Below are 18,830 nucleotides of genomic sequence, written 5' to 3'. Positions count from 1 at the left end.
CTACGGACGCCAGCGCTGGCGCAGCGGCTTCTCCAGCGCATCCAGCTGCTGTAACAGAAACGAAAGAAACACATTCAGGGCGGCGCTACGGGGCCGCCCTGATTGCGCCTGTAGCTGCAACGTGCGTTGGCTGAGTTGATCAATGCCCACCGAGCGCAATATCAAACCGTGCGTTTCAGCTTCCTGCAGCACGGTAAAGGCGCTGCAAATGGTCACTGCCTGCGGCGTGCGTAGCAGGAATTGAAACAGCATCGAGAAGGTATCGCAGGTCATTACCGGTTCCACCAGGCAGCCGCTCATGTGGCTGGCGAGTTCAAACAGCTGCCGTACCGTGGTGTTCTGCTGCGGTAATGCCAGCGGATAGTGGCTGAGGTCGGCCAGCGTGACCTGTGGCGCGGTAGCTAAAGGATGCGACTGATGCATCACAATTAACACCGGTGCCGGCCAGGATCCCATCACTTCCACACCGCGTTCGGCATGCAGGCTAAACTGCAACGCCACATCACACTCGCCGTTGCGCAGCGCTTCGGCCACGCCTTGCGTACTCGCCACTTTTATCTCGAACAACACGCCAGGATTGTCATTACGAAAATCAGCAATCATGCGCGGCAACAGGGTAAACGCCAGTCCATCGGTACAGGCCACGCGGATCAGCGTGCGGCGCACCGCTTTCAGGCCCTTAATTTCCGCCAGCGCATACTCCATATCCAGCAGATTCTTTCGCACATGATGGGCGAAAATTTCGCCCGCCTCATTCAACACCATGCCGCGCGCGTGACGGGAAAACAGCGGCACGCCGACCTGATTCTCCAGCCGTTGAATTTGTCGACTAATCGCCGACACCGCCACAAACAGCTGTTCGCTGGCGGCGCTGAGCGAGCCGGTATTCGCGACGGCGAGAAAATAGCGGATCTCACTGCTTAACATGCGGGTGCCTCATCGTGGTGCATGCCTCGAAAGTGGGCAGGCTAGCTTTGCCATAAAAGCAAATCTTACTCGATAAATTGATAATTGTGGCAAAGCAGTGTTTCCGCAAAGATGACTTAACGACAAAACAATAAAAGACAGGGCAAACATGACAGCACACCAGGCGGTTCAACAGGCCAGCGCTTATTTCGACAGCGGAGAATTTCAACGTATTTTGGCGCGTCGAGTGGCGCAACGCACGGAAAGCCAGCGTCAGGATCGTGATAACGAATTACAGCGCTATCTGCAGGACGAAATCGGTCCGCAGCTGATTGCGCTTGGCTTCACGCTGCACTTTATCGACAACCCGGAAGCCGCCAATCGACCGTTCCTCGTGGCGATCCGCATTGAAGATCCGGCGCTGCCAACCCTGCTCAGTTATGGTCACGGCGACGTGGTATTTGGCGATGATGAAAACTGGCGCGCGGGCTTATCGCCATGGCACATGGTTGAAGAGGGCGATCGCTGGTATGCGCGCGGCAGCGCCGATAACAAAGGCCAGCACTGCGTGAATCTGGCGGCGCTTGAGCAGGTGTTTAAGGTGCGCGGCGGAAGTCTGGGCTTCAACTGCAAAATGCTGTTCGAGATGGGCGAAGAGATCAGCTCGCCGGGTCTGGCGCAGCTGTGCCAGCAACATGGCGAACTGCTGCAAGCCGACCTGTTTATTGCTTCCGACGGCCCGCGCCTGAATGCGATTCGTCCAACGCTGTTCCTCGGCTCACGCGGCGCGGTTAACTTCCGTTTGACGATTAACGCGCGCGACAACGCTTATCACTCCGGTAACTGGGGCGGACTGTTAACCAATCCGGGTACGCAACTGGCTAGCGCCATCGCTGCACTGGTTAACGCACAGGGCGTGTTGCAGGTTGCTGCGTTGAAACCTAACTCGCTCACGCCGCAGGTGCGTGACATTCTGGCGGATATCGAGGTCGGCGGCATGCCGGACGATCCCGCTATTGATGTCAACTGGGGCGAGCCGGGCCTGTCACCTACGGAACGCCTGTATGGCTGGAACACGCTGGAAGTGCTGTCATTCCTGACGGGCAATCCGGCTCAGCCGATGAATGCGATACCGGGCAGCGCGACAGCGGTATGTCAGCTGCGCTTTGTGGTCGGTACCGATTGGGAAAACCTCGCACAGCATGTGCGCGCCCATCTGCAACAGCACGGTTTTGGCTATGTTGAGGTTGAATTCATGCGCGGATCGCCCGCCACGCGGCTCGATCCGACCGATCCCCTCGTGGACTGGGTGTTGACCAGCATGGCGGAAACCAGCGGCAAGAAACCGGCGCTGCTGCCCAATCTCGGCGGTTCGCTGCCAAATGAAGTGTTCTCCGATATTCTTGGTTTGCCCACGCTGTGGGTTCCGCATTCGTACCCGGCCTGTGGGCAGCATGGCGTCAACGAACACATGTTGAAATCGATCGCACGCGAAGGTTTGCAGATCATGACGCGGCTGCTGTGGGATTTAGGTGAGCAGGGTACGCAACTGGTGGTACAGCATCGTGCGCATGTCGGAGGTGGGCAATGAGTACGCTGAATAGCACCCTGCCGCTGAACACCACCAAGCCCAGCCTGCACAAAACGCTATTTGCCACTTGTATCGGCAACGCGCTTGAGTGGTTCGATATCGCCGTCTACGGCTTTTTCGCCAGCTACATTGCCCATGCCTTTTTCCCTACCAGCGATCCCTCGGTCTCAATGCTGCTGACATTTGGTAGTTTTGGCGTGTCGTTTCTGATTCGTCCTTTAGGCGCGATTGTGCTAGGCAACTATGCCGATCGGCATGGTCGGAAAAAAGCGCTGCTGCTGTCGATCAACCTGATGATGCTTGGCGGTGCCGTCATCACCTTTATGCCAGGCTACAGCAGCATTGGCCTGATGGCGCCGCTGCTGATTTTGCTGGCACGTCTGGTGCAGGGTTTCTCGGCGGGTGGCGAGTTTGGCAGCTCAACGGCATTCCTGGTGGAGCACTTCCCGGAACGTAAAGCGTTTATCGCCAGCTGGCAGTTTGCTACCCAGGGTGCCAGTACCTTGATGGCATCAGCATTTGGTCTGGGATTGACGCAGATCCTGACGGAAAGCCAGATTCAGGAGTGGGGCTGGCGGATTCCCTTCGCCTTCGGCCTGCTGATTGGTCCGCTGGGGATTTACATTCGTCGTCATGTCCACGAACCGGCAAGTTTTGCTGATCACAAACCGGAAGCCGCGCCGCTGAAAAGCCTGTTTGGTCGCCAGAAGGAGCTAATGCTGTTGGCGATCGGCCTGATGGTGATCTCAACGGCCGTTAACTACATGCTGAATTACGTGCCGACCTATGCCACCAAAAATCTGCACCTCTCTGGCAGCGTCGCGTTCACAGCAACGCTGCTGGCGGGGGGGATTTTGACCGTGGTAACCCCGATTATGGGGCTATGGGCAGAACGCGTAGGACGTGTGCCGCTGATGTGGGGTTCACTGCTTCTGCTGATCGTCACCATTTATCCCGCCTTTAAGCTGGTGGTTGAACACACCACGCCCACCACGCTGATTCTGCTAGTGTGCTGGATGGCGCTGCTGAAATCGATCTACTTCTCGACGGTGCCGTCAGTGATGGCGGATCTGTTCCCGATTGGCACGCGTGCCAGCGGCATGGCAATCAGCTATAACGTGGCGGTAACGGTGTTTGGTGGCTTTGCACCGCTGATTTGTACGCTATTGATTAGCGCCACTGGTACCAGCCTGGCGCCAGGTTATTATCTGATGGCGATGTCGGTATTAAGCGGTCTGGCCTTACTGCGCAGCCAGAAGCGCGTCTCGTAATGAGTTCCCGGTGCGCAGCAATGCGCACCGGGTTTTCCTTATGAGAACTGCAAATAGGCCACGTGCGTCTGTAAAAACTCTTCTAACCCGTGACGTCCATCGGCGCCCCCGATCCCCGACTTACGCCAGCCGGCGTGGAACCCTTGCATCGCCTCAAAATTCTCACGATTGATGTAGGTTTCACCAAACTTCAGCTTACGTAGCGCTACCATTGCGGTGTTCAGATTCTGGGTATAAATCGAAGACGTTAGCCCATATGCGCAATCGTTGGCCAGCGTCACCGCTTCGTCGAGAGTTTTGAAGCGCATTACCGGCAGTACCGGGCCAAAAATCTCCTCCTGCATAATCTCCATATCCTGACGCACGCCGGTGATGATGGTCGGCTCAAAATAGAAGCCTTTATTACCGGCACGTTTGCCGCCCAGCAGCACCTTGCCGCCATCGGCTACCGCTTTTGCGACTTTCTGCTCAACCCGTTCTAATGCGGCCGCAGTGATGAGCGGTCCCATATCAATGTCGTTGTGCTCCGCCGGGTTACCGAACTTCACCTGCTGCATAGCCGTAGTCAGTGCGCTGATAAAGCGATCGTAAATGCCCTCCTGCACGTAAACACGCTCGGCACAGTTACACACCTGTCCGGTGTTGATGACGCGGGAACTAACAATTGCTTTCACCGCTAAATCCAGGTCGGCATCATCCATCACGATAGCCGGCGCTTTGCCACCGAGTTCCAGCGACACTTTGGTGACATTTTTTGCCGCGGCTTCCATGGTGGCGATACCGGCATTAACGCTGCCGGTCAGGCTCACCAGGCCCACTTTCGGGTTGCCTGCCAGCTCCTGACCAATTTCCGGGCCATAGCCGTAAACCATGTTGATCACGCCCTTTGGCAGGCCAATGTCATCAATGATTTGCGCGAAGATCGCCGCATTATTTGGCGTCAGCTCACTGGGTTTGATCACGATAGTATTACCGGTCACCAGTGCAGGTGCCGCTTTACGTGCAATCAGGAAGAAGGGGAAGTTCCACGGCAGAATACCGGTGGTGACACCAATGGCTTTTTTGAAGACAAAAATGTTTTCATTTGGACGGTCACTGTTAATGATCTCTCCATCATAACGACGCGCCCATTCGGCCATGTACTCCAGATAGTCGGCAGTAAACAGGACTTCGGTTTGTGCCAGACCCTGCGTTTTTCCGCCCTCAGCAACGATAGTGGCGGACAGTTCTGCTTCACGCTGGCGTATCCCAGCGGCAATTTTACGTAACCAGTTGCCACGCTCTACCGCCGGTAGCGCTTCCCAACCCGGCTGTGCCGCTTCGGCGGCGTTGATCGCCTGTGCGGCGTCTTGCTTACTGCCTTCCGGCACGCGCGACAGCAGCGCTTCCGTTGCCGGATTAATCACTTCAATCCACTTGTCGTGGTGATCGGCCACAAACGCGCCATTAATATAATGTTGGTGATGTGTTGTCATTTGCAGGGGCTCCGCGATCGTCTTCGTTAAAAGTTTGTGAAGTGCAGAGTGAAACAGAACGCGGTGTCGCACCTTTTTGTCACTGCCAGGGCGCAGAAAGGGATGGCAAAGAAGGGAAGATCAACACGACAGACGCAGCATTCCTGGCGAAATGCCGCGCTTTCAGCGGGTTAGCAGCAAAATACGCGTGTTAACAGCGTGTCATGAACCGGGCATCGCCGCGCCGCTGGCAATAAACCAGGCCAGAAAACTGATGCCTGCAATGATGATAGCAATGGGGAATAGCAGTCCGATTTTCATAATAATCCCGAAAGTTAGGCGAGCTGAACAATAGCGCGATGGGTTTTCATCATACTAAACAGTTGGAATTGCGTCGCGTCGTCCACCTGACGCAGATGTTCACCTTTCTGATAGTGAATATGGTGAACCTGCCCCAACTGCCGCCAGACGACAATCACCGAGGCCAGCAAAGCGCAATTCTCTTCGCTCTGCACGCAATCCAGCGTGGCGTAGTGTGCCTCATCCAATCCATTAATAAAGACGTTTAGCGCCTGCGCCGGCACGATAGCGCGGATGTCATCCAGCATCACGCGACTCACTGATTGCGACAGCAGTAGTCTCAATCTTTTGGTATTCATCTCAATCCTTCGTCTTGATGATTTTCCCAACGTTATACGGATTATTTGCCATAGGGGAAAGTCTGGCTGGCGGCTTTGTGTGACTGCCATGTTAATAGACACGGTGGCAGTAAACCAAAAACTGTGCTGATCAACACAACACATTGAGAAAAAATTCCGAATAATAAGCAACTTATGAAAATCTGAACGTGACCTGCCTGCAAATGCGATTTTGTGATCCTTATGTTGACGACCCCCCGAATTTTGCCAGCTACCTGCGCTTTCCGGCAGCCATCCAAAGGCTGATGAAAAGCTGCCCACCGTAGACTGCCGGTAATCGGGAAACCGCCGGTTTCCTGTTGGCCTCAACCTTACGAAGGAATAACAATGAACAGTGCCATCATTGCAGGTATTTTCTGGCATCTGGTGGGTGCCGCCAGTGCCGCCTGTTTTTATGCTCCATTTAAGCAGGTGAAAAAGTGGTCTTGGGAAACGATGTGGTCGGTGGGCGGCATCATGTCGTGGCTGATCCTGCCGTGGGCAGTCAGCGCGGTGTTGCTGCCAAATTTCTGGTCCTATTACAGCAGTTTTAGCTTCTCCCAACTGCTGCCCGTATTTCTGTTTGGTGCCATGTGGGGCATCGGCAACATCAACTATGGACTGACCATGCGCTACCTCGGCATGTCGATGGGGATTGGGATTGCCATCGGCATCACCCTGGTGGTGGGAACCTTGATGACGCCGCTGTTGCAAGGCCGCTTTGTCGAGCTGTTCAGTTCGGCAGGTGGACGCATGACGCTGCTCGGCGTGTTCGTGGCGTTAATCGGCGTAGCGATTGTTTCACGTGCTGGTCTGCTAAAAGAGCGCGCGCTGGGCATCAATGCGGAAGAGTTCAATCTGAAGAAGGGGCTGGTACTGGCGATCTTATGCGGCATCTTCTCCGCCGGCATGTCGTTCGCCATGGATGCCGCGAAGCCGATGCATGCAGCCGCCGCGAATCTGGGTATCAATCCACTTTACGTGGCGCTGCCGAGCTATGTCGTGATCATGGGTGGTGGTGCGCTGGTGAATCTGGCTTACTGCTTTATTCGGCTGGCGGTGAAAAGCGATCTTTCGGTGCGTCGTGATTTCTCCGTGGCCAAGCCGATGCTGCTTGCCAATATCGCCTTTGCGGTATTAGGCGGCACCATGTGGTATCTGCAATTTTTCTTCTATGCCTGGGGCCACGCCAAAATCCCAGCACAATATGACTTTGTCAGCTGGATGCTGCATATGAGTCTTTATGTACTGTGCGGTGGGCTAGTGGGACTGGTGCTGAAAGAGTGGAAGTCGGTGGGGCAACGTCCGGTACGCGTGCTGTCACTGGGTTGCGTGGTGATTATTATTGCCGCCAATATTGTTGGCCTGGGAATGGCGGCCTGATGAAAAGCCTGACGCATAGATGATGCGTCAGGCTTTGGCCTTCTCAGTTGAGGGTTCGCGCTGCGGCAGAAAACGCTGTCGCCACGCACTTGGCGTTAAACCTGTTTCTCGCGTAAACACCACGGAAAAGTAATTACTGTCATCAAAGCCGCAGCGCGCGGCCACTTCACTGATTAAGCCATCCTGGGTTCTCAACAGATACTTTGCCTGGCAGAGCTGTAGTTGTCGCAAATAGTGCCCTACGGTCATACCGGTTTGCTGACGAAAAAGCTGTTTTAACGCCCGCTCGCTTAACTGATTCTGCTGGCAAAAAACCGCCAAATCGAATGGACGGCTGATTGCACCCTGCAACGCTGACATCAGCAGATCCAGCTGCTCGCCCTCCGGCAGTGCCCAGGGGCGGTCGGCGGCATAACCATGACGACGCAAAATCAGCGCAAGCTGTAAAAACAGCGCTTCAGAGAGTTGAACGGATAGCGAGTCGCTTTTACGGCTTTCTCGCTCCAGTTGGCTAATGACACCGCGAGCCAATGCCATACCGCGGGTGGTTAAACGCCAACATGCCGGCGAGTTCTCCTCCTGCGGTGGCAACAACTGGCTCCAGTCGAGCTCAAGACGAAAACGATCTCGGCAGTAAAGAATGTTATCCAGCGCCAAATCGTTGACGCTGTCATAACTGTGGCAATCATTATCGCGGATGTAAAACACGTCGCCGCAGGTGATCAACCACGGGCGATCGTTTAACACGTGCAGGCCGTTGCCACGCCAGACAATCACAATTTCACTGAACTCATGGCGATGCGGAGGGAAGGAGGGCTGCGGCATGCGCTCGGCCACCGCAATCGGCAGATTGGTGGCCGGAAAATAGTCTTCGCGCGTAAGGATCAGCGACATGAGGAAACGCTCCCGTTATAGCATCTGCTGGCGCTCCGCTCTGGGCGCACAGCCAAATTCCCGCCGGAACAGCGTGGAGAAGTGGTTGCTGTCACCAAATCCACACTGATAGGCGATGTCTGTAATGCGCATATCACTATGCCGCAGTAAATGCCGCGCCTGTAGCAGGCGAAGCCGATTGAGGTAACGCTGCGGCGTATTGCCGGTTTGCTGCTTCATCTGGCGGTGCAGGGTACGCAGTGACAGCGAAAAGCGGTCGGCGAGCGCATCCCACACAATATCTTCACTGTAGTGCTCATTGAGCCAGTCGAGCAACCGGTGTAACCGCGCTTCCTGATCCTGCAATTGATCGTTATGAGCCGCTTCGCGCAACACGATCAGCAGCTGTAGAAACAGCTGCTCCTGATGCGCGTGCCGCTCCAGTGACCAGCCATCCTGCTGCTTCATCTGCGTCACTATCTGCAATGCCTGCGCCATGACTTTGTGATTAATGCGCCAGTGCGAAGCATATTTGTCCTCTTCTTCGCGTGGCAGCAGATCCTGCAAACCCGAAAGAAAACGAAACGCTGCCGGGCTGCGGTAGAGCACATTGGTCAGACACAAATTCTCCGTCTGCTCATAGAGATGGCGATCGTGATCGCGCACAAAGCAAACGCAGCCAGCAGATAACGCCTGCGGCTGACCGTTAAACACATGGATGCCTGAACCGTGCTCAACCAACACAATTTCATGGAAATCATGATGATGCTCGGGAAATGCCTGCTGCGGCACGCGCGGCTCAATGGCGATGGCGTAATTCCCTTCAGGGAAGAAATCTGCGCTATGTAAAACGGTCATGATTTGCCTCTCAACTCACTTAACTGCAGCCGAGTCTACGCAGGCGTTCAGCACCTTACCTTGAATTTTGATCTGAGTGACGCAGGAAAATGGCTAATTTTTCAAGATCTCAGCCCGGATTGACGGAAATGCGGCAAGGCTCACAACTCTCTCCTTATGTGGTTCTGTGAGCTCTCTCACGAACTTCTTTGTCAGTCTGCCAGCGACTATTACGCACTGGCAGTAAGGGGAAGGTGGCAAAAAGCAGAGATTTCTAAGCTGTAGCCATCTCATTACAGGAAGAGCACGCCATGAGTATGCGTAACATTGTTGCCATTGATTTAGGCGCATCCAGCGGGCGCGTGATGCTCGCACAATGGAATTCAGCGAATCAGCACATCAGCCTGCGTGAAGTCCGCCGCTTTGCGAATCAGCGGGTGCGCCGTGCCGACTATGATTGTTGGGATTTGGAACGTCTCGAGCAGGAAATTCGTCTCGGGCTGGCTCAGTTAGATGAGGAAGGTATTGTGCCGGACAGCATTGGGATCGACACCTGGGGTGTGGATCTGGTGCTGCTGGATGCCAACGGGGAGCGTGTCGGTGAAGCGGTGAGCTATCGCGATAAGCGGACGGAAGGTCATATGGCTCAGGCCATCAAGGACCTGGGTAAAGGCGCAATCTATCAGCGTACCGGTATTCAATTTTTGCCCTTCAACACCCTTTATCAACTGCGTGCGCTGCATCTGCAGCAGCCGGATTGGCAGGCGCAGGTTAAGCATGCATTGATGATTCCCGATTATCTGCATTATCGCCTTACTGGCCAGATGAATTGGGAATATACCAATGCCACTACTACCCAGTTGCTCAACATTCACAGCGGCGAATGGGATAGCGATTTGCTCGCCTGGGCTGGCGTCCCTGCAACGTGGTTGGGTAAACCGACGGCGCCGGGCAATACCGTGGGTTACTGGACCAGCGCCAGTGGCAATCAGATTCCGGTGGTGGCCGTCGCTACACATGACACGGCCAGTGCCGTGTTGGCTACGCCGTTAATTCAGGATGAAGCCGCCTATCTGAGTTCTGGCACCTGGTCGCTGATGGGTATTGAGAGTTTGCAGCCTTGTGTCAGCGCTGCCGCGCTTGACGCCAACATTACCAATGAAGGTGGCGCAGAGGGTTACCGCGTCCTGAAAAACATCATGGGCTTATGGTTATTACAACGTGTCTGCAGCGAACTGCAAATAACCGATCTTTGCACGCTCATCGCCCAGGCCGAGAAAGAGCCTCTCTGTCGCGCACTGGTTAATCCCAATCACAGTCGTTTTATCAACCCAGACAGCATGGTGCAGGAGATTCAAAACGCCTGTGCCGAGCAGCACATGCCGGTTCCGCAAACCCCAGCCGCCCTGGCCCGTACCATTTTCGATAGTCTGGCATTGCTGTATCGCCAGGTGATTGGCGAACTCAGCCAACTGCGTGGTGCGCCGCTGCGTCAGCTGCATGTGGTGGGCGGAGGTAGTCAAAATCCGTTGCTAAATCAACTCTGTGCCGATGCCTGCCAGCTGCCCGTGTTGGCCGGACCCATCGAGGCTTCAACGCTCGGTAACATCGGTTGCCAGCTGATTGCCTTAGGCGAATTGCGTGACGTTAGCGATCTGCGCCGCTGCATTAGCCAAAACTTCCCGTTAGAAAAATTTGAACCGCTGAACAACGGCGCCTTCGCTGCCCATCAGGCACGCTTCGCGGCGCTGAGCCAACCTGCTAAGGAACTTGCATATGACTAAGCTGATTGAACAGGCCTTCGAACTGGCCAAACAACGCTACGCAGCAATTGGCGTAGATGTGGAACAGGTAATGGCACAACTGGATGGCATTCCTGTCTCGATGCACTGCTGGCAGGGTGATGACGTACGCGGTTTCGAAAACCCCAACGGTGAGTTGACCGGCGGTATTCAGGCCACCGGCAACTATCCGGGCCGTGCCCGCAATGCGGATGAGCTGCGTGCTGACGTTGAAAAAGCGATGTCATTAATTCCGGGCGCCAAACGCCTCAACCTGCACGCAATTTATCTGGAGAGCGATACACCCGTTGAACGTGATGCGATCGAACCTAAGCATTTCAGCAACTGGGTTGAGTGGGCTAAAACCCATAAATTGGGTCTCGATTTTAATCCAAGCTGCTTCTCCCACCCGTTGAGTGCAGATGGCTTTACGTTATCGCACGCGGATAAAGGTATTCGGCAGTTCTGGATCGACCACTGTAAAGCCAGCCGCCGCATCTCCGCCCACTTTGGTGAGCAGCTTGGTAGCCCTTCCGTGATGAATATCTGGGTGCCGGATGGCATGAAAGATCTTACGGTTGATCGCCTGGCTCCCCGTCAACGTCTGGCCAGCGCACTGGATGACGTAATCAGTGAAAAACTCAATCCCGCGCATCATATTGATGCGGTAGAGAGCAAGCTGTTTGGTATCGGTGCCGAAAGTTACACCGTGGGTTCCAATGAATTCTGCCTCGGTTACGCCAGCAGCCGCCAAACGGCATTAACGCTTGATGCGGGTCACTTCCATCCAACTGAAGTCATTTCCGACAAGATCTCTACGGCAATGCTGTATGTGCCACGCCTGCTGCTGCACGTGAGCCGTCCGGTGCGCTGGGATAGCGATCACGTGGTGATTCTCGACGATGAAACACAAGCCATTGCCACCGAGATTGCCCGCCACAAGCTGTTTGACAAAGTGCATATCGGCCTCGACTTTTTTGACGCCTCGATTAACCGCATCGCGGCCTGGGTTATCGGCACGCGCAATGCCAAAAAAGCGCTGCTACGCGCACTGCTGGAACCCACCGATCAGTTACGCAAGCTCGAGAGCGAAGGGGATTACACCGGGCGTCTGGCGATGCTGGAAGAGCAAAAATCCCTGCCGTGGCAAGCCGTTTGGGAAGCCTGGTGCCTGCGCCACGATGTCCCGGCTGATGCCAGCTGGCTGAGCGAAGTCCGTCATTACGAACAACAAACACTGCGTCAACGTTAAGGGACAAACTATGCAAAAAATTCTCTCTTCCGCTTTTGTTCAGGGAATGGTTAAAGCGACCAGCGACATGTGGTTAAAGGGCTGGGATGAGCGTAACGGCGGTAACGTCAGCCTGCGTTTATTACCGGAAGAAGTTCAGGATTTCACCACTGATTTCTACGCAGAACCGCGTTGTATCGAATTGACCAAACCTGCACCGGCGCTGGCCAATGATTGGTTCCTGGTAACCGGTTCGGGCAAATTTTTCCGCAACGTGCAGATCGATCCTGCTGATTGCCTCGCACTGCTGCAGGTGGATGACAAAGGGTTGTCGTACAAAATCCATTGGGGATTAAGTAATGGCGGCTTGCCCACTTCCGAGTTGGCGGCGCACTTCCAGTCACATAGCGTGCGTAAGCAGATCTCAAACGGCGTTGATCGCGTCATTATGCACTGCCATGCCACCAACTTTATGGCGCTGAGCTATGTGGTGGATCTGGATTCCGCGCGTTTCACGCGTTTGCTTTGGGAAGGCAGCACCGAATGCCTGGTGGTGTTCCCGGATGGGGTAGGGATCCTGCCGTGGATGGTGCCGGGTACCGATGGTATTGGTCAGGCTACCGCCGATGCCATGGCAAATCACAGTATTGTGATGTGGCCGTTCCACGGCATATTTGGTGCGGGTCCAAATCTTGATGAGACCTTTGGACTGATCGATACCGCTGAGAAGTCATCCGAAGTGGTGGTTAAAGCGCTTTCGATGGGCGGCATTCGTCAAAGCATCACGACTGAACAGTTGATTGCGTTGGGCGAGCGTTTCAACGTTAAACCGTGGCAGGCTGCTCTGCAGGCGGAGCGCAGCGATGTTGCGTAAAGCCTTTGTGATGCAGGTACATGCTCACTGCCATGATGAGTATCTGCGTCGTCATTCACCGATTTGGCCGGAGCTGGCAGAAACGCTGAAAGCACATGGCGCGCACAACTACGCCATCTGGCTCGATGAGGAGCGTAATCTGCTGTTCGCTAGCGTGGAAATTGAATCTGAAGCGCGCTGGGATGCGGTGGCGAAAACGGAAGTGTGCCAGCGCTGGTGGGCATCGATGAAAGATTTGATGCCTTCGAATGCGGATAACAGTCCGCTGAGTGCGGCATTGAAACCGATGTTTTTCCTGCCGTAACTCTGATTTGCCTCTGCATGCAGTAAGCGAGCAGAGGCAATATTCAGGCCGGCAATGACGTCGGCCTGAATAATATTAAGCACTTAATTCACAATATCCTGCCAGAGCGGGCCATATGGCCATCTGCGTATCGACAATCTGATCAAGATCTGCACGGTCGGCGCCTTCCCGAGCGCGAACCGACATTCCTTGTAATAAGCAGGCCAGATAGCGGGCTAACGTGGTGCTGTTGGCACATTGCGGCAACTCGCCGCGCTGCTGCCTTGTATCAAGAAAAGCCTTCAAGGCTGATTCCTGCGCATGGTGCTGTTGAGCAAGCATTTGCGCCACTTCTTCTGAGCCTGAAGATAACGCGCTGGACGTACAAATAAAGAAGCAGCCAGCGGGTTTGTCACATTCAGTGAAACAAGCGGCAGTCGCGCGGAAATAGGCTTCAATCGCCGTTTTCACATCCAGAGCATCATCATTCAGCACGGCATTACGCTGCGCGCTAAAGGTCTCGATGTAACGCTGCATTGCTGCGCGGAATAAACCTTCTTTATTTTCAAACTCTGCGTAAAGCGTAGGGGCTTTCGCGCCGGTTGCATTGACCAAATCGGACAGCGACGTGCCTTCGTAACCATGCGCCCAGAACAGCATCAATGCCTTATCAAGAGCATCGTTGCGATCAAACACTTTCGGGCGGCCACGCGTTTTACGGTTCACCGCATCGATAATTTCTGTCATTGGGCACCTCAAACTTTAAAAACACTCAATTAAATTACCGATCACTAACTAAATATGCAAGCGCAGCCGGAAATGTGCGGGGAGCACTTTGCCCGTTTGTGCTTTTAACCTGGCAAAGCACCCGAATGGATAAGTCAAAAAGGGCGCGGAAGCCCATAATCACGCCACTTCCCATTAAAATAATGACCGTTAATAAAATGATTGACGCGGCCACCCTTTCGGCAGTAGCATTTAATTAACGGTTGTTAACTTAATCGCGACCGACCCCAATTCATCTGTGAAAGAGAGAAAATTATGAAAAGCATTAAACTGACCCTGGCCGCTGTAGCCCTGTCTTCAATCGCATTTGGTAGCATGGCTGCCGATCTGGTGAACGAGGCTCCACTGAATCAACAACAAGTTGGCGTGATTAGCGCATCAGGCAGTACTAACCTGACATCGCTGGAGAATCAGCTAGCGGAAAAGGCCAATGCTGCCGGAGCAAAGTCTTTCCGCATCACTTCGACCTCTGGCAACAACAAGTTAAATGGCACAGCGGTAATTTATAACTAATTGATTATTGTGCGAAGCGCGGAAACGCGCGGCGGGCGAGGCAAGTAAAAGGCTTCAGAAGATTATCCTTCTGAAGCCTTTTTTATTATCCGTTAGAACGTAACTGTGGATAACGGCGGAATATAGCAATGCACCAGAACAACGCGGCAAGACCAATAATGCCACCCACGTTACCAACATCTGACATATTCATATGCAGGCTAACCTGGTTGCCCAGCAAGGCACCGGCGCCAATACCGATGTTGTAAATACCCGAGAATAGCGACATGGCGACGTCGGTAGCGTCTGGCGCCAGCGCCAGTACGCGCACCTGCATTGCCAGGCCAATCATCATCATCGCCATGCCCCAGATGATGCACAACACGGTGATAGCTGCCGGACGCACCGCAGCAAACACCAGCAGCCCCATGCTGAGTGTGATCATCGCAATTGCGGCGATCAGCATTGCCGAAGGGAATTTGTTGCCCAGGGTACTGAACAATATGCTGCCGATAATCCCAGCCGATCCAAACAGCAGCAGAAGTAGGGTGGTGAAATTAGCATCAGCATTCGCGACCACTTGCATAAAAGGTTCGATGTAGCTGTAAGCGGTGTAATGCGCGGTTACTACGACTGTGACCAGGATGTACATGGCCACCAGCGCGGGTCTGCGGAACAGCATCGGCACGCTGCTCAGCGAACCGGTATGTTCGCTTGGCAGACGTGGCAAGACGCGCATCAGCAAAATCATCAGGACTAATGCCGAAAGACCAATCATGCCAAAAGTCGTACGCCAGCCAAGATACTGACCAACGATACGACCAATCGGTACGCCCAGCACCATCGCCAGCGCCGTACCGGTTGCCAGCATACTTAATGCCTGGGTTTTCTTACCGGCAGGCGCTACGCGAATGGCCAGCGAAGCGGTAATCGACCAAAACACCGCATGTGCTAAGGCAATTCCAATGCGCGAGATTACCAACGAGGTGAAATCCCACGCCAAGGAGGAGAGCACATGGCTGGCGACGAAGACGATAAACAGGATCGACAGCAGCAAACGCCGCTCAATGTTGCGGGTCAGCAACATTAACGGTAGCGATAAGAGTGCCACGACCCACGCATAGATAGTCAGCATGATGCCGACATCGGCAGTCTTCATGGCATAACTGGCGGCAATATCCGACAGCAAACCGACCGGAACAAATTCGGTGGTATTGAAAACAAAAGCGGCAATAGCCAGCAGCACGACGCGCAGCCAGGCTGTTTTACGGGAGACGGTAGTAGATTGCATGGAGTTCAAATCTGTCAAACAGCGAGTGAAAGGGCCGGCGTTGCACCCAATTTAAGTGACCGGTGTCACAAATTGCCGCTATTGTGGAGCATTAATGAGCTGAGGGAAACCTTTTGTCGGGCTTTTATTACTGAATATTTTTTATCGCCGAAAGCGAGGTTAATAGCCTGAGGTTATTAATGTTTCTTGCTGCGACGTATCGACCTTAGCGCTGAGAATGGCCGGCTGGATCTTACCGCTGAAAAGCTGCAGGAAGATCCAGTGAATATTAAGCTGAATTTTATCGTTATTATGAAACGCCTCAGTACCGCTTAACAAAATGACTTCGCTGCCCGGCCATTCTCAGACCACTATTATCAGAGTCTCACCATATGTTTTAGTGCCACGCTATTCTGGGTTGTCATGTTTTTTTTTAGCCCAATCGGGCAGCAGTGCTCACATCCTAACGCGCTGGCATAAAATTTACGCGCCTGCTGAATAGCCGCGTTGGGCGTGTAGAAGGTACCCAGAAAACGCCGCGCATTATCGGAAGGTAAGAACGGGCATCCCGTTGCATGTACTACATGGTTGTCGTTATAGCCGGCATGCTTATCGACGTAATAATAGAGTTCCATCTTACGGCCTCATTGCTGTGAAATAATAAAAAGTCTAACTATTGTTGGAATGGAATGAATTATAGCGATGAATGGCCGTTTTGTTTTATCTGGGACTGGCAGAATGCCGGATGACGTGGGCCGCAGAAGAGAACGGGGCGCTAACGCCCCGCTTAAAAGATGAAATGTATTACAGTTTTCGGCACTGCAAACGCCAGCCAACCAGCAAAGCCATTAACAATAGCAGGCTAATGAAGGCGGTGACGCCGCTCCAACCATAGCTGTGCCAGAAAACCCCGCCCAGCGTACCCGCCACGCTAGAGCCAACGTAATAACTGAACAGATAGAGTGACGATGCCTGGCCTTTAGCGCGGCGCGCGCGTGGGCCAATCCAGCCGCTGGCCACCGAGTGTGCGGCAAAGAAGCCGGCGGTGAACAGCATCATGCCAGGTAAGATTAGCCACAGCGAGTTGAACGCCGTGAGCAATAGACCAGCCAGCATGATCGCGGTGGCAGCAATCATGACCGGGCCGCGCCCGAAGCGGCTGGTCATGGCGCCGGCTTTCGGCGAACTCCATGAACCCGTCAAATACACCACCGAGAGTAAACCCACCACCGCCTGGCTCAAAGACCACGGCGCGCTGAGTAGACGATATCCGATGTAGTTGAATAGCGTGACGAACGCGCCCATTAGCAGGAAGCCTTCGGCAAACAGCAGCGGCAGACCTTTATCACGCCAGTGCAGGCGGAAGTTGATCAATAAACTGCGCGGACGAAGCGAGGCGGGCCTAAAGTGGCGTGATGCCGGCAGAATTTTCCAGAACATCAGCGCACCCGCCAGCGCGAAGCAGCCAATCACCCCAACCGCGACACGCCAGGAGAAGAAGTCGGTGAGTACGCCGGTGAGCAGACGTCCACTCATGCCGCCAATCGAGTTACCGCTGATATACAGCCCCATTGAAAAGGCGATAACCCGCGGATAAATCTCTTCACTCAAATAGGTCATGCCAACTGCCGCGACGCCACTCAGCGATAAACCGATCAATGCGCGCATCAGCAAAATGCCTTGCCAACTGCTCATGGTCGCCGAGATTAGGGTACAAATGGCGGCCAGTAACAAAGCGGTGACCATTACCGATTTACGGCCAATCGCATCAGATAATGGACCGGTAAACAGCAATCCCAACGCCATTAAGCCGGTCGAGAGCGAGAGCGAGATGCTGCTTTGCGCCGGGGAAACGCCAAACTGCTGTGACAGCACCGGCAAAATGGGCTGCACGCAATAAAGCAGAGCGAAAGTGGCTAGGCCGGCCGAGAACAGGGCAAGCGTCACGCGCATAAACTGCGGCGATCCGCGTTCAATCCATTCTGAAGGGGTTGCAGCTGAAGCAGGCTTTACCGATATCTCGTCTTCATCGAGTATCACCGCCTGGGAAGAGCGACTCACGGAACATCCTCGGTTTGGGAAGCATAGCTTTACTGTAGGAAAGGGCGAATAGGTTGTACAATATATTAATAATCTCAAATAAGACGTTTAACATATGAATATAGAGTTACGTCATTTACGCTATTTCATCGCGGTTGCGGAAGAGTTGCATTTTGGCCGTGCCGCGCAGCGTCTGAATATTTCACAGCCGCCGCTCAGCCAGCAGATTCAACAGCTGGAGCAGGAGATTGGTGCGCAACTGTTCACGCGCACCAATCGCAGCGTGCAAATTACGCCGGCCGGCGAACTGTTTTTGCAGGATGCGCGCACGATATTACTGCAGGTTGATCAAGCCGCTCGCCGCGCCGCGCGTGTACATAGTGGTCAGGAGGGCGAGTTGCGGATTGGTTTTACCTCTTCGGCTCCTTTTACCGGATTAGTCTCGGATGCGCTCTATCAATTTCGTCAGCGCTGGCCGGACGTGCACATTCAGATGCAGGAGAACAATACGCGTCAGCAGCTGGCGCCTCTGCATGATAACCGGTTGGATCTGGGGGTAATGCGCAATACGCCGTTACCGGCTGATCTGCAGCATCGCGTGTTGCTGCGTGAGCCGCTTTGCGCGGTGGTGCACTGGGCGCATCCACTGGCCGATGCTGAATCGATCTCCATTCAGGCGCTGGCCAACGAACCCTTTGTGTTTTTCGATCCACAGGGTGGAACCGCGCTATATGGTGAAATTCTGGCACTGCTGCATCGCTATCAAATCAAACCCTTTATTACCCAGGAAGTGGGCGAAGCGATGACTATTCTTGGACTGGTGGCAACCGGTCTTGGCGTTTCGATTTTACCCGCTTCATTCCGCCGGGCGCGCCTGGCAGATGTGGTGTGGATTCCGTTACAGGAGAGTGACGCGATTTCTGAAGTTTGGCTGGTGTGGTCAGCAATGCGCGAACCCAGTGCGCAGATGACTCATATGATGTCGTTGATGCTACAAAACGCAGAGATTTGAACCACCTTGCGGGCAGCGGCATAAACTTTATGTGCGATAAATCACATTTCTAATCAAATATTTGACGCT

The 18,830-nt window shown here is 54.0% G+C and carries 19 protein-coding genes; 9 read left to right on the top strand and 10 right to left on the bottom strand.

The genetic code is table 11. The annotated features are described in order from the left end of the window. Positions 1–927, bottom strand: a complete 927-nt coding sequence (locus tag PMI17_RS07860) for a LysR family transcriptional regulator (protein ID WP_007887952.1) — start codon at positions 925–927, stop codon at positions 1–3. 148 nt (positions 928–1,075) lie between these two features. Here PMI17_RS07860 and PMI17_RS07855 point away from each other — a divergent pair, with 148 nt between their 5' ends. Both PMI17_RS07855 and PMI17_RS07850 read left to right on the top strand, forming a co-directional pair. Then, positions 1,076–2,497 (top strand): M20 family metallopeptidase, encoded by a 1,422-nt coding sequence (locus PMI17_RS07855; RefSeq protein ID WP_007887951.1) that lies wholly within the window; start codon positions 1,076–1,078, stop codon positions 2,495–2,497. Beyond that, on the top strand, positions 2,494–3,768 hold the full coding sequence (locus PMI17_RS07850; protein ID WP_007887950.1) for an MFS transporter: 1,275 nt from the start codon (positions 2,494–2,496) through the stop codon (positions 3,766–3,768). The genes PMI17_RS07855 and PMI17_RS07850 overlap by 4 nt, the downstream gene beginning before the upstream one ends. Positions 3,769–3,806: 38 nt before the next feature. Here PMI17_RS07850 and aldA read toward each other — a convergent pair whose 3' ends face one another. The 3 genes from aldA to PMI17_RS07840 all read right to left on the bottom strand — a co-directional run bounded on the left by aldA (position 3,807) and on the right by PMI17_RS07840 (position 5,881). Next, positions 3,807–5,243 carry an aldehyde dehydrogenase gene (gene aldA, locus PMI17_RS07845; protein WP_007887949.1) on the bottom strand — a complete coding sequence of 479 codons (1,437 nt, stop codon included), beginning with the start codon at positions 5,241–5,243 and terminating at the stop codon, positions 3,807–3,809. 201 nt (positions 5,244–5,444) lie between these two features. Beyond that, complete coding sequence (locus PMI17_RS25345; RefSeq protein ID WP_007887946.1) at positions 5,445–5,543, bottom strand: YoaK family small membrane protein; 99 nt, start codon at positions 5,541–5,543, stop codon at positions 5,445–5,447. A gap of 14 nt (positions 5,544–5,557) precedes the next feature. Next, positions 5,558–5,881, bottom strand: a complete 324-nt coding sequence (locus PMI17_RS07840; protein ID WP_007887943.1) for a hypothetical protein — start codon at positions 5,879–5,881, stop codon at positions 5,558–5,560. A gap of 366 nt (positions 5,882–6,247) precedes the next feature. Between PMI17_RS07840 and rhaT the strand changes: the two genes are divergently transcribed. Then, complete coding sequence (gene rhaT / locus PMI17_RS07835; RefSeq protein WP_007887941.1) at positions 6,248–7,282, top strand: L-rhamnose/proton symporter RhaT; 1,035 nt, start codon at positions 6,248–6,250, stop codon at positions 7,280–7,282. A gap of 27 nt (positions 7,283–7,309) precedes the next feature. On the opposite strand, the gene rhaR is transcribed toward rhaT, so the two are convergent. Next, positions 7,310–8,176: an HTH-type transcriptional activator RhaR gene (rhaR, locus tag PMI17_RS07830; RefSeq protein ID WP_007887939.1), complete on the bottom strand. Its 867-nt coding sequence runs from the start codon at positions 8,174–8,176 to the stop codon at positions 7,310–7,312. 15 nt (positions 8,177–8,191) lie between these two features. Then, a complete protein-coding gene (rhaS, locus tag PMI17_RS07825) occupies positions 8,192–9,013 on the bottom strand; it encodes an HTH-type transcriptional activator RhaS (RefSeq protein WP_007887937.1) in 822 nt (273 codons plus the stop codon). Between the two features lie 290 nt (positions 9,014–9,303). Between rhaS and rhaB the strand changes: the two genes are divergently transcribed. Genes rhaB through rhaM form a run of 4 tightly spaced genes read left to right on the top strand, consistent with a single transcriptional unit; the run spans position 9,304 to position 13,182 of the window. Continuing rightward, positions 9,304–10,776: a rhamnulokinase gene (rhaB, locus tag PMI17_RS07820; protein WP_007887934.1), complete on the top strand. Its 1,473-nt coding sequence runs from the start codon at positions 9,304–9,306 to the stop codon at positions 10,774–10,776. After that, on the top strand, positions 10,769–12,025 hold the full coding sequence (locus PMI17_RS07815) for an L-rhamnose isomerase (protein ID WP_007887917.1): 1,257 nt from the start codon (positions 10,769–10,771) through the stop codon (positions 12,023–12,025). Before rhaB ends, PMI17_RS07815 begins: the two co-directional genes overlap by 8 nt. Positions 12,026–12,035: 10 nt before the next feature. Continuing rightward, positions 12,036–12,878 (top strand): rhamnulose-1-phosphate aldolase, encoded by an 843-nt coding sequence (gene rhaD, locus PMI17_RS07810; protein WP_007887913.1) that lies wholly within the window; start codon positions 12,036–12,038, stop codon positions 12,876–12,878. Further along, positions 12,868–13,182: an L-rhamnose mutarotase gene (rhaM, locus tag PMI17_RS07805; protein WP_007887911.1), complete on the top strand. Its 315-nt coding sequence runs from the start codon at positions 12,868–12,870 to the stop codon at positions 13,180–13,182. The genes rhaD and rhaM overlap by 11 nt, the downstream gene beginning before the upstream one ends. A 75-nt stretch (positions 13,183–13,257) precedes the next feature. On the opposite strand, the gene PMI17_RS07800 is transcribed toward rhaM, so the two are convergent. Beyond that, positions 13,258–13,908, bottom strand: a complete 651-nt coding sequence (locus tag PMI17_RS07800) for a TetR/AcrR family transcriptional regulator (protein ID WP_007887906.1) — start codon at positions 13,906–13,908, stop codon at positions 13,258–13,260. A 294-nt stretch (positions 13,909–14,202) separates the two neighbouring features. Here PMI17_RS07800 and PMI17_RS07795 point away from each other — a divergent pair, with 294 nt between their 5' ends. Next, a complete protein-coding gene (locus PMI17_RS07795; RefSeq protein ID WP_007887905.1) occupies positions 14,203–14,460 on the top strand; it encodes a YdgH/BhsA/McbA-like domain containing protein in 258 nt (85 codons plus the stop codon). An 85-nt stretch (positions 14,461–14,545) separates the two neighbouring features. Here the strand turns inward: PMI17_RS07795 and PMI17_RS07790 are convergent, their stop codons facing one another. From PMI17_RS07790 to PMI17_RS07780, 3 genes are all read right to left on the bottom strand, one after another. Continuing rightward, positions 14,546–15,730 (bottom strand): sugar transporter, encoded by a 1,185-nt coding sequence (locus PMI17_RS07790; protein WP_007887904.1) that lies wholly within the window; start codon positions 15,728–15,730, stop codon positions 14,546–14,548. 356 nt (positions 15,731–16,086) lie between these two features. Beyond that, positions 16,087–16,344: a hypothetical protein gene (locus tag PMI17_RS07785; protein ID WP_007887902.1), complete on the bottom strand. Its 258-nt coding sequence runs from the start codon at positions 16,342–16,344 to the stop codon at positions 16,087–16,089. Between the two features lie 169 nt (positions 16,345–16,513). Continuing rightward, complete coding sequence (locus PMI17_RS07780) at positions 16,514–17,770, bottom strand: MFS transporter (RefSeq protein ID WP_007887899.1); 1,257 nt, start codon at positions 17,768–17,770, stop codon at positions 16,514–16,516. 94 nt (positions 17,771–17,864) lie between these two features. Here PMI17_RS07780 and PMI17_RS07775 point away from each other — a divergent pair, with 94 nt between their 5' ends. Next, a complete protein-coding gene (locus tag PMI17_RS07775; protein WP_007887896.1) occupies positions 17,865–18,761 on the top strand; it encodes a LysR family transcriptional regulator in 897 nt (298 codons plus the stop codon). Positions 18,762–18,830: the final 69 nt, after the last annotated feature.

Source organism: Pantoea sp. GM01, assembly GCF_000282675.1.
Taxonomy (GTDB): Bacteria; Pseudomonadota; Gammaproteobacteria; order Enterobacterales; family Enterobacteriaceae; genus Pantoea; species Pantoea nemavictus.
This window is presented reverse-complemented; position numbering and strand designations above follow the sequence as displayed.